Below are 14,510 nucleotides of genomic sequence, written 5' to 3' on the forward strand. Positions count from 1 at the left end.
TTTTCTATAATTGAAAATAATTATCAATATTATTTATTTTTTTATTTAAATTTGTTACATTTGTTTAAGTAAAACTTAATATTTATTCATAATTTAATCTGTTGGAGCAGGATATGACTAAGCGTATTTTCCAATCTGTACTATCAATTTCGGTACTTACAGGAATGTTTCCTGCGGCTTATGCCGCTGAAAGTGAAAATATTTTAGTTGATTCTTCCATAAAAAATAAAAAAGATAGTGAAGTTACACAATTAGAAAAAATAGTCGTTACAGCAAGTGGCTTTGAACAAAATATAAAAAAAGCAGCAGCTTCGATTTCTGTTCTGACACAAGAGGAAATTAATAAAAAAGCATATCGAGATGTAACGGATGCACTTAAAGATGTACCGGGGGTGGTCGTTACAGGTGGAGGGAGCTCATCAGATATTAGTATTCGTGGAATGGGGAGCGCCTATACCGTGATTATGGTAGATGGTAAGAAAGTAAATACACGTTCTGTGCGGCCAAATAGTGATAATTCAGGTATTGAACAAGGTTGGTTACCAGGAATCGAAAGTATCGAACGTATTGAAGTTATTCGTGGTCCAATGTCTGGCTTATATGGTTCAGATGCCATGGGTGGTGTGATTAATATCATTACTAAAAAAGTCGCAGATGTTTGGAACAGTTCTGTTAAGTTAGATACAACAATTCAGGAAAATAATAAATCTGGAAACCTTTACCAAGCTAATACTTATGTATCGGGACCATTAATTAAGAATTTACTTGGTTTAAAAGCCAATGGTACATTTTCACAAAGAGATGAAGATGAAATTATTGGAGGGTATAACAAACAAAAAATTCGAGCAGGAGGGGCTACTTTAAGCTTAACTCCTAATGATCAGCATACTATTGAGCTTGAATACCAGCGTTCTATTCAAAATCGTAATGCTACAGTTGGGAAAACAGTTTCACCTATTCAAACTGGTCGTAATCCACCAGCAGATTCATTAACAGACTATTACCGTACAGAATATAGTTTAACGCACCGTGGTGACATTGGTCCTGTGAAGACTCATTCTTATATTCAACGCGAAGAAAATAAGAACCCGTCTAGAAATATGGAAGCTGTAAATACTACATTTAATACGCTTAACCAAATCACATTAGCAAATCATGCGCTTAGTGTCGGGGGCAGCTATTTAAAAGAAGAATTGGATGATTTAGGTAACCAGTTAAAAGTAGGCGGGTCACAACCTGTTTCTAATTTAGATCGTTATAGCTGGGCATTATTTGCAGAAGATGCATGGAATATTACAGATCCTTTTACATTAACAATGTCACTGCGTATGGATCAGGACGAAAAATTTGGAGATCATTTCAGTCCTAAAGTATATGGTGTATGGACTTTAAATGATAACTGGATTATTAAAGGCGGCGTATCAACAGGCTATAAGACACCTGCACTACGAGCGACAGTAGCAGAATGGGGGCAAGCTACGGGCGGAGGACGTTCGGCAGGGGTTATTGTTGGTAATCCAAATTTAAAACCAGAAAAAAGTACGAACTATGAGCTGTCATTTTCTTGGGATAATCTTGATAACCTCAATGCTGGTCTAACGATTTTTAATAGCGAATTTAAAGATAAAATTACAGAAGTTAGAACATGCTCGGGAGATGCGGGTACTTATAATTGTGATTGGTTGGGTACTAAATTTGATTTTGTCAGTCAACGAACAAATGTAGATAAAGCCAATATGAGAGGGATTGAAGCGACGTTTGGTTGGCTCATTTCACCTGACTTAAAATTGAATGCCAATTATACCTATACCGATACAGAGCAAAAGAGTGGGGAGTTTAAAGGCCAGCCTTTAAATGAAATGCCGGAACACATGTTTAATACTACTTTAGATTGGCAAGTGAATGATTTGGTGGGTATGTGGAGCCGTTTGAATTTCCGTAGCAAAACTTCTGAATATTTAAGCCGAACCTCAATGGCTGAAGGAAAGCCTGCTTATGGACTGGTTGATGTTGGTATGAACTATAAACCGATGGATAAAATCCAAGTTGCAGCAGGTATCTATAACTTATTTGATAAAGATGTTGATGTAGCAACCTACAATTATGTTTTAGACGGACGCCGTTATAATTTAGGAATCATTTATAAATTCTAAATATTTGAATAATAAAGGCGCTTTAAGCGCCTTTATTATTTAAAATCTCTAATGCTTTTTCAGAATAATAAAACTTCTCTAAGTATACACGGGCACGACGTCTTAAATGTCCTGTTGTGACTAATTGTTGTAGTACGGGTACAAGCAATTCGGTGAGTTCATGCTTCACTAAATTTTCGTCAATATTAAGATCACGGAGCAATAAATCAAAACTACGCTCCTGATTACGTACATACCAAGTATAGATACCATCATGTACTTGCTGTTTTAGATAATCAGTTTGACGAATGTGGTCCCAGATTTCATGCCCTAAACCAACCGTTTTTGATAAGTCTTGAGTTTCTACATAATTTTTTAAAACAGAAAGTGGCATAGTTTTAACTTTATGCCAAACATTTGCCTGAAAATGGTAGAGCTTATCATTGTCAAAATGTTGGTTTAAAACACGCTCACTCATTTGGCTGAGTTTTAAAATATTCTTTTGCAAATAATGATTAATCGTATCGTCCAGATTTGAATCGGTTACTGTTTCTAAAACAGATTTCCCCATTTTCATAAAACGACCTACACCGGGCACGCGTTTTGACATAGATTCATCTAAATAATCATGCATTGTTTGCTGAATCAGTTGCGTGAGTAGGGCCGAAAAGGCAGGGTTATTCACAATCGTTTTAATCAGTTTTTTACGGTGCTCTTCTTTACTTGCAACGTATTGTGCAATTCGGTCAATCGTTAAAACAGGAATAACGTCTTCAACAGTTGCGGTTTCATTTGCAGGATGAATCAATGCAAAGCGAATATGCTCAGCAATTTGTTCAATTAGAAAATCAGAAGCAGGCGTATCTAAAATCTGCTTTTGAATGAGCTGTTGAATTTGTTCAAAAGTCCACAGATGCTGTAATTGCCGACTCCCCAACCAATGATAAAATTGCTCAAACTCTTGCTGGATCACCTGAGTCTGAGCAAATTGCTCATCTAAAAAATCTAGATGAGCTTCAATAAGTTTTTCAATAAGTGGTTGGGTAGACATAAGGTCTCACAAGTCCGAAGTTTTATTTAAGGTGTGGTCGTTTTTGACGACTGATTTGTTTCTACTTTAAGTAAAAACGGTAGATATTGTTGCATAACCAACTGTTCAGCTTCCAAAATCGGCATATGGCCTACATTTTCTAAAATAACTGGAGGCTGAGCATTCTTTAAAAGTCGTTTTAGTTCACTTGCTACTTCGACATTAATAATCTTATCTTGTTTGCCCCATAGAATGAGCGTCGGTGCATCGATCGTTTTGGTAAGTACCGCAAATGAGTCTGGTGTATAGACTTTATTAAGTGCAATCAATTGATCAACCAGTTTTTGTGTTTGAGGTGCTTGATCAATCATCAACTTTTCTTGAGCTTGAAGAAATTCTTTAGGAATAAACGGAGGATTAAACATGGTTTGTTTTAATAAATAATTAAAGTCACCTTTTTTAGACACTAAAAGCTGTTTTAGGTAAGCAGGATCTTTTAAATAAATTGTGTTGGCTGAGCGAAAAATACCGCCGCTATCCACTAAGAATAGACTTTTGGTTTCAAATGGATATTGTCCAGCATAGAGTAGGGCAATAGATCCGCCGAGTGAGTGCCCAGCAATATGAATTGGACCTTTTAAATTTGCTGCCTCAACAAAGCGACGTAATTTTTCAGCAAGATTTGGTACCGAATAATCGAAGTCTTGGGAAACGATAGTTTCACCACTACCCGGCAAATCAGGAATAATGACATGATAATTTGTGGTGAGATAACGAGCCACTCGGTTCCAGTTATCACGGCTACCCGCTAAACCATGAATAAGGAGTAAAGTCGGTTTTGTTGTAGAGCCGCCTTCGCTATATGACCAAGTCACATCACCGACTTTTAAGCTTTTGCTTTGTAGGCCTGCCCAGCTACGTTCTTGCTGTAATACATTCTGGAATGTCACATCAATATTATCGGCTGCCTGTGTTTGAGAAATACTCAACACTGACAATACGCTACAAGCCAAAGTCAGGGCGGTAGCAGTTTTTTTCATAGAGGCCTTAATTGATGTGGACAGCCTTGTCATAGATTTCATCCTTGAAGCTTAAGCGAGTTTGAAAAATTATTGAAAAACTTTGCCAATGAGTCATTTGCCAAATGTTTGGAATGAAGAAAATTATAGTCAATCTATAAACTAAAGTATGTCTATTTTTTCACTAAACAGTAGCGAATATGCAGTGAGCTCTACATTAAAACAGGTTAAGTATTTTTAAATTTTTTCATAGAAAAGGATTTATTTTTTGTCAGTGACATTCAAATTTTGACACATTAAAATGATTTCCAACCTTGAAAAAACAATGGAAATATAAAATGCCTACTGCGCAAGAAGTTTTAGATCGTCTGAAAGCCGGTAATCAACGATTTGTAAATGGAAATACTTCCCTTGCAAAAACCTTATCTCATCAAGAACGCGCTGAAATGGCAAAGGATCAAAATCCGTTTGCAATTGTACTTGGCTGCTCAGATTCTCGTGTTCCAGCAGAGATGGTATTTGACCAAGGTCTTGGTGACTTATTCGTAATCCGTGTAGCTGGTAATGTGGTTGCACCTTCACAAGTCGGTAGTGTTGAGTTCGCAGCAGAGCGTTATGACTGCCCAGTTGTAGTCGTATTAGGACACAGCCATTGTGGTGCGATTCAAGCAACAATTGATACGTTAATGAATCCTGATCACCCGCCATCATCTAACCTAATGTCGATTGTGAACCGCGTTCGTCCATCAGTTGAAATTTTAATGCAGACTGACTTAAAAAATGATTTGAAAAAATTATCATGTCATGCGGTGCGTTCAAACGTTTTTGCTTCGGTAAATCAATTACGCCATGGTTCAGCGGTGTTAGAGAGCCTAATTGCAAAAGGTGAATTAATTGTTGTTGGTGCAGAATATTCACTAGAAACTGGTGAAGTTACTTTTTTTGATTTCTGATCATATTAAAAAGAATGCTTAAAGATAAAAGGTGCCTATAGGGCACCTTTTATATATGGGTAAGCTAAATTAAGTAGTTTTGACTGCGCTTGAGCATTGGGATGAATTAAATCATTTTGCATAAGCTGTTTTTGACCAGCAACACCATCTAGAAAAAACGGTAGTAGTTTCACCTGATATTTTTGACTTACAACTTTATAATTATTTTCAAAAGCTTTGCTATACGCAGCCCCATAATTTGGCGGAATCTTCATGCCAAAAAGAATAACTTTGGCTTTTTGTTTCTGGCTTAATTGAATGAGCTGATCCAGATTTTTTTGAATCATTTGAGGTGGTTGCCCACGCAAGCCGTCATTTCCACCTAATTCAATCACGACCACATTCGGCTTATAGGTCTGCAATAACTTAGGTAATCGGGCTAAAGCGCCGCTTGTTGTTTCTCCACTAACACTTGCATTGACCACTTTGTGTTGTTTGGGATACTGTTGGTCTAAGCGTTTTTGCAGTAATTGTACCCAACCTTGTTTGGGATCAATTCCGTAACCGGCACTAATACTATCTCCTAAAATTAAAATAGTTTTCGCCGATACAAGCATAGGCAGCATACTTAATGAGATGAGCATGATGCTTTTAGAACCAATCAAAAAAGATTTAGACATTTGTACTTCGACCCTGATTCTGAATACATAGGACTTTTCACATCATGCCACAACCCATCATTGCTGCCCATCAAGTTACACAAACTATTCAGATTAACCAAAATCAGTTTACGATTTTAAAAGGTATTGATTTAGAGATTTTTGAAGGGGAACAGGTAGCAATTACGGGACGTTCCGGCTCAGGTAAATCAACCTTACTAGGAATTTTGGCGACTTTAGATCAACCGTCTGAAGGAGAAGTCTGGTTGTGTGGTCAAGCTGTTCATCAGTTAACAGAGGAACAACGTGCCCAAATCAGAATGCAGCATATTGGTTTTGTATTTCAGTCTTTTCAACTTCTGCCTCAGTTGAGTGCGCTTGAAAATGTGATGTTACCTTTACGATTACGTAAAGACTTTGATTATAAAACAGCGGAGAAAAAAGCTTTAGATTGGTTGCATCGAGTAGGGCTGAGTCGTCAAGTTGAACAAACGCCTAAAGTCTTATCTGGTGGCGAGCAGCAGCGTGTAGCCATTGCACGCGCTCTTATTGCAGAACCACAAATTATTTTTGCCGATGAACCGACCGGAAACCTAGATGGTCAGACAGCACAAGAAATTGAAAGCTTGCTCTTTGATTTAAACCGAGAGTTAGGTACGACTCTGATTTTGGTGACCCATGATCGTAATTTAGCATCCCTTTGTCAGCGTCATGTTGAGTTAGATGATGGCCGACTAAAGACAGTACAGGGTGGTTAAACTATGCGTAATCTTCTCAAACCACTTTTGCTACAAAGTTTTCGTACGGGTGGATTATATCTACTCATTATTGCTCTATCGCTTGCGATCAGTGCAACAACTGCCCTGAAATTTAGTAACGACCAAGTTAAAAATGCAGTCAGTCTGCAAGCTTCACAAATGCTGGGTGCGGATTTGGTTCTGTCAAATAACGAGCCTATCGAACAGTCGTGGAAAAAAAGGGCAGAACAGCTGGGTTTAAAACAAACTAATGTCACTCTATTTAGCTCGATGGCTCATACCCAAGATCAGTTTGTGATGGTGAATGTAAAGGCAATTGAGCCTTTATTTCCACTCAGAGGACAGTTGGAAATTGAACCAAGTGCTAAAGCGATTCAATCTGGTGAAGTTTGGCTAAGTCAAAGAGCAGCCGATTTACTTAAAGTAAAGTTAGGAGATACTGTTTCTATTGCTGATGGTACCTTCCGTTTTAGTGGCGTGATTGTGCGTGATTCAAATCAGGAGCTCGGTTTTTCGGGCTTTTCACCCACCGTTATTATTCATCAAGCCGATATTGCTAAGACTCATGCGATTCAGACAGGGAGCAGAATTGACTATCGTTTATTAATGGCAGGTAGCCCTGAACAGATTCAGTCATTTTCAAAGCAATTTAAGCAACAGCATCAACCTTCTAAAGATGTAGATGAAACGGCTGGCTTGCGTTTACGTGATGCAAGTGAATCGAACAGTAGGTTATTACGTCCGCTTGAAAATTTAGATACCTTTTTGCAATTGGCCAATATTTTAACGATTTTATTGTGTGGTATTGCCATCGCTTTAACGAGTCAAAGATATGTTCAACAAAACCAAGATCACATTGCACTTATTAGATGCTTAGGAGCCAGTAAGTTCCAAATCTTGTGGGCATATATTGGATTACTTAGTGTTGTCAGTGCGATTTCAATTGTGTTGGGCAGTCTATTAGGTTTAATTATGGGTTATGGCCTGCTCCAGCTTATGCTGCAATTGATTCCTCAATTAGAGCTAAGTTTTTCGGTCATACCACTTTTAGTTGGACCTTTGCCAATTGCGATTTTTACCAGCGTGATTGTGCTGCTTGGTTTTATTTTGCCAAGCATTTGGGAGCTTTTAAATACACCTCCAATTCGTGTTATTCGTGAGCAAGCCAAATCTCGAAAATCGTTATTCTTTATGTTCTTTGCGGGTATTACCAGTCTTGTTATTTTTAGCTTAGTTTTAAGTGAAAATTTAATGCTCAGTATTTGGGTACTAACAGCGATTATTCTGCTTTGCATTTTACTTTACACCGTTGTCTGGCTATTGCTTCGTGCTTTAAAAAAGATGAAAACCCGTTTGTCTTTTTATATTCGTTCTCCTTATCAAAGTGCCTTACAAATTACAGCACTGGCTTTGGGTTTAAGCCTCATTACCGTGTTAAGTGTATTAAGAACAGATTTATTAGAGCGTTGGCAACAGCAATTACCAGAGGGAACACCAAACCAGTTTGTTTATGGCCTACCACCATTTGATTTAAAAGCTTTTGAGCAACAGTTGAAACAAAATGGTTGGCAAAGCACACCGTTATATCCAAACATTCGTGGGCGATTAGTTGCCAAAAATGATGTTCCTTTTTCAGAAGAAGCTATAAAACAAAATAACGCTCTACGCCGCGAATTAAATTTAACTCAGTCGAGTGCTTTACCAAATGACAATGTCATTACAAAAGGTCAAGCGGAATTTAATGCAGTAGGCCAAGTTTCAGTTGAGAGTAAAACAGCAGAAAGTCTAGGAATCCAGATTGGTGACAGGCTTACTTTTAGTCTGCCAGAAGGTAGCTTGCAAGCTAAAGTTATAAATTTTCGGAGCGTTGAGTGGGAAAGCTTTAGGCCTAATTTTTTCTTTATTTTTTCACCTAAAACTTTAGATGAAAATGCTGGTAGCTACTTGGGCAGTTTTTATATACCTAAGCAAGATCAACCTAAAATGATCCATATGATTCAGCAATTCTCCAATACGGTTTTTATTGATGTTGATCGAATTTTAGACGAAGTAAAACGCTTAATGAACGTTCTAGTCAAAATCGTGACTGTGCTTGCAGCTTTAGTTGGCTTTTCTGGAATACTTGTTTTAATTGCTTGTTTAAATCTATTAATGGATGAACGCTGTCGGGAAGTGGCTTTGTTGCGTTCATTTGGTCTCTCTAAAAATAAAATGAAGCAGATGCTCAGCCTGGAAATTGGTTTTTTAGGTTTGTTAGCAGGCATTGTTGCCTGCTGTTTTGCCGAGGTAATTAGCGCAATTGCAAGTTATAAAATGAATATGGCTTTACAGTGGCATATTGAAATATGGTTGATTTTACCACTTGCCATGATGTTGCTTTGCGCTCTGATTGGCCGATATCGACTCGGTTATCTGTGTAATTTACCGCCGCTACAAAGTTTACGTGAGCTGAACCAGATTTAAGTTAGGGGAGTATTTCTGGGTTCTGAATTAAAACCTCATGCCAAAGTGGAAGTAATGGTGAGTTAAGCTGATTACAGTAAACATAGAAACCGACAGTCATGAAAAGTCCTCCCACTAACCCTAAGAATTTTAGGAGGCTTTTAAATTGAGTGCGGTAGCTTAAATACCAAATGAGTGCGAGTAAGGCACCCATAATCATACCGCCGACATGTGCAGCATTATTAATACCTGTTGCGACAAAACCGAAAATAAGGTTAATCGCCATAATCATTAATAATGCTTTTTTATCAAGTATATAAGCTTGATGAGGCAGCGGCGGAAATAAAGAAAGAACGGTTAACGCAGCACCTAATCCCATCACAGCACCCGAAGCACCAGCACTGACATGGGGAAGTAAGCTCTGATCAAAATGTTGTAATAATTCATGCCCATTTTGAATATTGATATAACTACTCAAAAGGCTACCAAACAAGCCTGCAAGTAAATACAGACCAATAAAGTATAAACGTCCAAATAAAGCTTCAGCGACATTACCAAAAATATATAAAGCCCACATGTTGAGCATAAGGTGAATAATACCAAAGTGAAAAAACATGCTGGTAAATAGACGTTCTGGCTGCCCGGAAAAAGTAAGTGGTGTAAAATCTGCACCCCAGTGAAGTGCATCTTTTATAGCTGGGTCACTAATGTCCACTCCAGATATAATTTGCCAGATGAACAAACCTACATTAATCGAGATCAGTAGGGCGGTCAGCCACCAAGCTTGTACATTGAGTTTACGATTAATGTGCGGAGGCTGATATTGAGTCATGCTATGCTTTTGTTATATATGAACATGCTTTACAGCTTAACATGAAAAAAGTTGAATACAGGAGATCAGGACGAACATGAAAGCCTTTATTGTTCGCGTGTTGTTAATTTTTATTGGGGCAATTCTCCTTATTCAGCTTTGGATCTTCTCAAGTTTGGTTTGGTGGCGTACACATGAAGTTGATACCACCATGTTTATGCGAATTGATTATTGGTCAGATCCATCTGAGCCGATCATTCATGAATGGCTTGACTATGATGACATTAGTGACAATTTCAAACATGCAATTTTAGCAGGAGAGGACGCAAAATTTATTCATCATCATGGTTTTGACTGGGATGGTATTCGTTTTGCGCTAGAGCGTAACAATGAGCAAGGAGAGGTTGTTGCTGGTGGTTCTACCGTATCTCAACAACTTGCAAAAAACTTGTTCTTATATAATAAACGTTCATTTATTCGTAAAGGCCAAGAAACTGTAGCGACATGGATGATGGAGCGCATGTGGTCGAAACGTCGAATTCTTGAGGTGTATATGAACTCTGTTGAATTTGGCAAAAATTTGTATGGCGTTGAAGCAGCAGCCCAATATTATTATGGCAAAAGTGCCAAAAGCTTAACTCGCGAACAAGCTGCTTTTTTAGCCGCGTTATTGCCTGATCCGAAATATTATCAAGATCATCGCAACGATCGTAAACTACAATATAGAAAACGCGTTATTTTACGTTATATGAATAGCACCCAGATTCCTGAATAACACTGTCTTAAAGATGTGTTATTTTTTTAGTTTTTATCAAATTGACATAATTTTGCAGCATACTATTTTGCAGAGATTTTGGTTGGAAAGAGATTAGGTTAGACATGAATACAGCGATTACAGCAACGACCCCAACAGAATATAGTTATAATGACCGTTATATTAATCGTGAATTGTCTATTCTTGACTTTCATTTGCGCGTATTGGAACAGGCCGTCGACCCTTTACATCCATTACTGGAACGAATGAATTTCTTACTCATTTTTTCGCGTAATTTAGATGAGTTTTTTGAAATTCGTGTAGCAGGTGTTATGGAGCAATTCGCTCTAGGCAATGAAAGTCGAAGCCCGGACGGTTTAACGCCAAGACAAGTCTTACAAAAAATCTCTGAAACTGCCCATGCTGCAATTGAGCGCCAATATCGTATTTTAAACGAAGAAATTTTACCTAAGTTACGTGAAGAAGATATCTGCTTTTTACGTCGTGGTGAATTAACACCAGCTCAATCAGCTTGGGTAAAAAAATATTTTCAGGAACAGGTTGCGCCTGTTTTAACTCCAATCAGTTTAGATCCAGCCCATCCATTCCCGCGTTTAGTCAATAAAAGTTTGAACTTTATTGTGACTTTAGAAGGTAAAGATGCGTTCGGGCGACAAATTGATTTGGCTGTTGTACCAGCCCCACGTTCATTGCCACGTGTTGTACGATTACCAGATGAGTTAACGGGTGGTAAAGAACATCATGTCATGTTGTCTGCAATTATTCATGAACATGTTTCAGACTTGTTTCCGGGCATGACTGCAACTGGTTGCTATCAATTCCGTGTAACTCGTAATGCCGATTTGGCACTTAATGAAGACGTTGAAGATTTGGCAAAAGCGTTAAAAGGTGAGTTAAGTTCACGCCGTTTTGGTCGTGCAGTACGCTTAGAAGTAACCCAAAATTGTCCACAGCATATTTATGAATATCTACTTGAAGAGTTCGACTTAAACGAAGAACAATTATATAAAGTTGATGGCCCTGTAAACTTGGCTCGTCTGGTTTCGAACTTTAAACGTCCTCATTTGCGTTACGATTCACACACGCCAGTCGTACCAAAAGTATTTAAAAAGACCGAGAGTATTTTCTCGGCTATGCAAAAGCAGGATATTTTACTTCATCACCCATTTGAGTCTTTTGCACCTGTTATTCAGTTACTCCGTGAAGCAGCACGTGATCCACAAGTACTCGCAATTAAACAGACACTTTATCGTAGTGGCGCAGACTCGGAAATTGTTCAAGTTTTAGCAGAAGCCGCGCGTAATGGTAAAGAAGTGACGGCGGTAATTGAATTACGTGCCCGTTTCGATGAAGAGTCGAATATCGAAGTGGCTAACGTTTTACAAGAAGCAGGGGCAGTCGTTGTTTACGGTATTGTGGGTTATAAAACCCATGCCAAAATGATTATGGTAGTACGCCGTGAAAACAACAAACTGGTGCGTTATGTTCATTTAGGAACGGGTAACTACCATGCTATGAATGCTCGCATTTATACCGATTACGGCCTAATGACCACCGATAAAGACTTGTGTGAAGACGTACACCGTATTTTCCAAGAGCTCACGGGTATGGGTAAAATGGCAAAACTGAAAAAGTTACTCCATGCACCTTTTACTCTGCATGCTCAGCTCATTAACTTTATTGATGAAGAAATTGCCAATGCAAAGGCTGGTCGTAAAGCCCAAATTATTGTCAAAGTGAATGCTTTAACTGAAGTTCAGCTTATTAATAAATTGTATGAAGCTTCTCAAGCAGGGGTGCAAGTAGATCTCATTATTCGTTCGATTTGCTGTTTACGTCCGGGATTACCAAATTTATCGGAAAATATTCGGGTACGTTCAATTGTAGGTCGTTTCCTTGAACATACTCGAGTTTATTACTTTAGTAATAATGGCGATGCTCGTATTTACTGTTCAAGTGCGGACTGGATGGATCGTAACTTATTTAATCGTGTTGAAGCATGCTTTCCAATTGAAGATCCTGCTTTGAAAAAACGTATTTATCAGCAAGGACTCCTTAATTATTTACAAGATAATCAGCAAGCTTGGTTATTACAGGGCGATGGTACATGGGTACGTGCCCAGCCTGCCGCAGGCGAAAAATTGCATAATGCTCAAAGAGAATTATTAGAAACTTTTAAATAAAAAATTATTTTTAAAAAAGCCGACATCATGTCGGCTTTTTAATTAACTGAATTTCATAATAATTTAATTAATTTTTCTAAATGGTTGTAGGATAAACGGCAATAATTTGAATTAAGGCAATATGTTTGAAAAATATGTGATTCTTTACATAAAACATTGAATTTTAAAAATATACAAATCACAAGAAATCTACTTTAATACGCCGCATTAAATATACTTAACTTTGGTAAGTGAATAATATGCAAGACTTTATTAAAAGTTTATTTATTAGAATATTTTTGGGGTTAATGCCAGTGACTGCTTACGCGGATCAGAAGTGCTATGGAGATATTATTGTATTTCAGAAATTTGATGATCAAATGATATATCCTTATTTTATACATCCTTCTAGAGAGAAAAATAAGAAGAATGACACACAAAATAAGACAATCGTGATTCAGAAAAGAAAACTTACTCAAGAGGAATTGTTAGCACAAAAGAAAATTGACGATAATCAGTTAAAAAAAATTGAAGAAAAGAAAAATATTGAGAAGAAAAAGCAACTTGATGCAGCGGTCGCGAAAGAAATTTTAGAAAACGGTGAAAAAAAATGGATGGTGCAAGTTGCTTTGGCACCTAATCAAAATAAAGCGAATATGATTCAGTCCCAATTACAGGCTAAAGGATATAAAGTTGTTACCAGCCCAACCACAAAAGGAATACGAGTCATGGTCGACCCTGCCAATGACTACGCAATTGCACAAATTATTCGAGAAAAAATAATTGCAGATGATAGCTTGGATTTGAGATCGGCTTGGGTATTTAAATGGGCTTCTCTAACAGCACAGTAAAATAAAAAGGAGTCCGAAGACTCCTTTTTTTATTCATGTAAGTTTGTGGTAATTTTCTGCATGATTTGTAGAAGAACATCAAACTCACTTTGCAACGGCGTACTTTTACGGGTAACAAGTGCTAAAGTACGGCTAGGTGCGTCTTCAATTGGTTTTGCAGTAATCTGATCATTATATTTGATCATACTATTTTCAATTGCGATTTCTGGCAAAAGAGTAAAGCCTAAATCGGAAGAAACCATCTCAACCAATGTTGGTAGAGAACTTGCTTTTAAGCGGTTATCGTTTTTACGTTCACCAATTGGACAGGCACTTAATACGTGGTCACGTAAACAGTGGCCTTCTTCAAGCAAAATAAGACGTGATAAATCGAGATCATCAAGAGAATTTGCTTGAAGTGCATTTGTATCTTGTTTACTACAAACAAGATATAAATTTTCTTTTGAAATTTCAGCTACTTTTAAACTTCTTGTGTCAAAAGGTAGGGCAAGGACAATCATGTCCAAATTACCATGTTCTAGGCGCTCTACAATCTTCTCACTTTGAGCTTCATGTAAATGCAATTGAATCTTCGGTAATTGTTGATGCACTTCATCAAGTAACCGTGTCAGGATAAAAGGTGCAATTGTTGGAATAACACCCAAATGAAGATCACCTGTTAATGGTTCACTCATTTCACGGCTTAAACGCATTAAATCCTGAGCATCTGCTAGCAATACACGGGCTCGAGCAACAACTTGCTCACCTAATGGCGTTAAACGCACATTCTGACGGTCACGCTCAACCAGAACGCCACCTAGTAGCCTTTCCAGCTCCATAATGCCGCCCGATAAAGTCGATTGGGTAACAAAAGAGCGACGTGCTGCTTCAGTAAAATGCAAAGTTTCCGACAACGTAACTAAATATGATAGCTGTCTTAGTGAGGGTAATGCAGCCATA

General features: G+C 37.8%; 13 protein-coding genes. 7 read left to right on the forward strand and 6 right to left on the reverse strand.

Features of this window, described 5'->3' with window-relative positions; translation table 11 throughout:
- Positions 1 to 113 precede the first annotated feature (113 nt).
- The gene (locus MKL62_RS10675; protein WP_005129352.1) at positions 114 to 2,153 is read left to right on the forward strand and encodes a ligand-gated channel protein; all 2,040 of its coding nucleotides are present in this window, start codon (positions 114 to 116) and stop codon (positions 2,151 to 2,153) included.
- A gap of 22 nt (positions 2,154 to 2,175) precedes the next feature.
- On the opposite strand, the gene MKL62_RS10680 is transcribed toward MKL62_RS10675, so the two are convergent.
- Positions 2,176 to 3,183, reverse strand: coding sequence for a hypothetical protein (locus MKL62_RS10680; protein WP_005129350.1), 1,008 nt, complete (start codon positions 3,181 to 3,183; stop codon positions 2,176 to 2,178).
- Positions 3,184 to 3,209: 26 nt separating this feature from the next.
- The gene (locus MKL62_RS10685) at positions 3,210 to 4,235 is read right to left on the reverse strand and encodes an alpha/beta fold hydrolase (protein ID WP_005129348.1); all 1,026 of its coding nucleotides are present in this window, start codon (positions 4,233 to 4,235) and stop codon (positions 3,210 to 3,212) included.
- Positions 4,236 to 4,519: 284 nt separating this feature from the next.
- Between MKL62_RS10685 and MKL62_RS10690 the strand changes: the two genes are divergently transcribed.
- Positions 4,520 to 5,134, forward strand: coding sequence for a carbonic anhydrase (locus MKL62_RS10690; RefSeq protein WP_002117769.1), 615 nt, complete (start codon positions 4,520 to 4,522; stop codon positions 5,132 to 5,134).
- 35 nt (positions 5,135 to 5,169) lie between these two features.
- Here the strand turns inward: MKL62_RS10690 and MKL62_RS10695 are convergent, their stop codons facing one another.
- Positions 5,170 to 5,793 (reverse strand): arylesterase, encoded by a 624-nt coding sequence (locus tag MKL62_RS10695; protein WP_005129345.1) that lies wholly within the window; start codon positions 5,791 to 5,793, stop codon positions 5,170 to 5,172.
- A gap of 44 nt (positions 5,794 to 5,837) precedes the next feature.
- Here MKL62_RS10695 and MKL62_RS10700 point away from each other — a divergent pair, with 44 nt between their 5' ends.
- Positions 5,838 to 6,530 (forward strand): ABC transporter ATP-binding protein, encoded by a 693-nt coding sequence (locus MKL62_RS10700; RefSeq protein ID WP_005129343.1) that lies wholly within the window; start codon positions 5,838 to 5,840, stop codon positions 6,528 to 6,530.
- Between the two features lie 3 nt (positions 6,531 to 6,533).
- Positions 6,534 to 8,993: an ABC transporter permease gene (locus tag MKL62_RS10705; protein WP_005129341.1), complete on the forward strand. Its 2,460-nt coding sequence runs from the start codon at positions 6,534 to 6,536 to the stop codon at positions 8,991 to 8,993.
- Between the two features lies 1 nt (position 8,994).
- On the opposite strand, the gene MKL62_RS10710 is transcribed toward MKL62_RS10705, so the two are convergent.
- Positions 8,995 to 9,804, reverse strand: a complete 810-nt coding sequence (locus MKL62_RS10710) for a rhomboid family intramembrane serine protease (RefSeq protein WP_000195948.1) — start codon at positions 9,802 to 9,804, stop codon at positions 8,995 to 8,997.
- 76 nt (positions 9,805 to 9,880) lie between these two features.
- Between MKL62_RS10710 and mtgA the strand changes: the two genes are divergently transcribed.
- On the forward strand, positions 9,881 to 10,558 hold the full coding sequence (mtgA, locus tag MKL62_RS10715; RefSeq protein WP_000642933.1) for a monofunctional biosynthetic peptidoglycan transglycosylase: 678 nt from the start codon (positions 9,881 to 9,883) through the stop codon (positions 10,556 to 10,558).
- A gap of 104 nt (positions 10,559 to 10,662) precedes the next feature.
- On the forward strand, positions 10,663 to 12,741 hold the full coding sequence (ppk1, locus tag MKL62_RS10720; protein ID WP_001090300.1) for a polyphosphate kinase 1: 2,079 nt from the start codon (positions 10,663 to 10,665) through the stop codon (positions 12,739 to 12,741).
- Positions 12,742 to 12,794: 53 nt separating this feature from the next.
- Here ppk1 and MKL62_RS10725 read toward each other — a convergent pair whose 3' ends face one another.
- Positions 12,795 to 12,923: a hypothetical protein gene (locus tag MKL62_RS10725; RefSeq protein WP_085940550.1), complete on the reverse strand. Its 129-nt coding sequence runs from the start codon at positions 12,921 to 12,923 to the stop codon at positions 12,795 to 12,797.
- A gap of 57 nt (positions 12,924 to 12,980) precedes the next feature.
- On the opposite strand from MKL62_RS10725, the gene MKL62_RS10730 reads away from it, so the two are divergent.
- On the forward strand, positions 12,981 to 13,571 hold the full coding sequence (locus MKL62_RS10730) for an SPOR domain-containing protein (RefSeq protein ID WP_005129338.1): 591 nt from the start codon (positions 12,981 to 12,983) through the stop codon (positions 13,569 to 13,571).
- Positions 13,572 to 13,600: 29 nt separating this feature from the next.
- Here MKL62_RS10730 and oxyR read toward each other — a convergent pair whose 3' ends face one another.
- The gene (oxyR, locus tag MKL62_RS10735; protein WP_000729507.1) at positions 13,601 to 14,509 is read right to left on the reverse strand and encodes a LysR family transcriptional regulator OxyR; all 909 of its coding nucleotides are present in this window, start codon (positions 14,507 to 14,509) and stop codon (positions 13,601 to 13,603) included.
- Position 14,510 lies beyond the last annotated feature (1 nt).

The sequence above is a fragment of the Acinetobacter sp. AOR01_HL genome, assembly GCF_027855455.1.
GTDB classification, from domain to species: domain Bacteria; phylum Pseudomonadota; class Gammaproteobacteria; order Pseudomonadales; family Moraxellaceae; genus Acinetobacter; species Acinetobacter baumannii.

Bases quoted from the DNA above. Each gene is read 5' to 3' on its own strand.
- MKL62_RS10700 (WP_005129343.1), top strand. From the start codon at position 5,838: ATGCCACAACCCATCATTGCTGCCCATCAAGTTACACAAACTATTCAG.
- MKL62_RS10675 (WP_005129352.1), top strand. From the start codon at position 114: ATGACTAAGCGTATTTTCCAATCTGTACTATCAATTTCGGTACTTACA.
- MKL62_RS10710 (WP_000195948.1), bottom strand. From the start codon at position 9,804: ATGACTCAATATCAGCCTCCGCACATTAATCGTAAACTCAATGTACAA.
- oxyR (WP_000729507.1), bottom strand. From the start codon at position 14,509: ATGGCTGCATTACCCTCACTAAGACAGCTATCATATTTAGTTACGTTG.
- MKL62_RS10690 (WP_002117769.1), top strand. From the start codon at position 4,520: ATGCCTACTGCGCAAGAAGTTTTAGATCGTCTGAAAGCCGGTAATCAA.
- ppk1 (WP_001090300.1), top strand. From the start codon at position 10,663: ATGAATACAGCGATTACAGCAACGACCCCAACAGAATATAGTTATAAT.
- MKL62_RS10705 (WP_005129341.1), top strand. From the start codon at position 6,534: ATGCGTAATCTTCTCAAACCACTTTTGCTACAAAGTTTTCGTACGGGT.
- mtgA (WP_000642933.1), top strand. From the start codon at position 9,881: ATGAAAGCCTTTATTGTTCGCGTGTTGTTAATTTTTATTGGGGCAATT.
- MKL62_RS10685 (WP_005129348.1), bottom strand. From the start codon at position 4,235: ATGACAAGGCTGTCCACATCAATTAAGGCCTCTATGAAAAAAACTGCT.
- MKL62_RS10680 (WP_005129350.1), bottom strand. From the start codon at position 3,183: ATGTCTACCCAACCACTTATTGAAAAACTTATTGAAGCTCATCTAGAT.
- MKL62_RS10730 (WP_005129338.1), top strand. From the start codon at position 12,981: ATGCAAGACTTTATTAAAAGTTTATTTATTAGAATATTTTTGGGGTTA.
- MKL62_RS10695 (WP_005129345.1), bottom strand. From the start codon at position 5,793: ATGTCTAAATCTTTTTTGATTGGTTCTAAAAGCATCATGCTCATCTCA.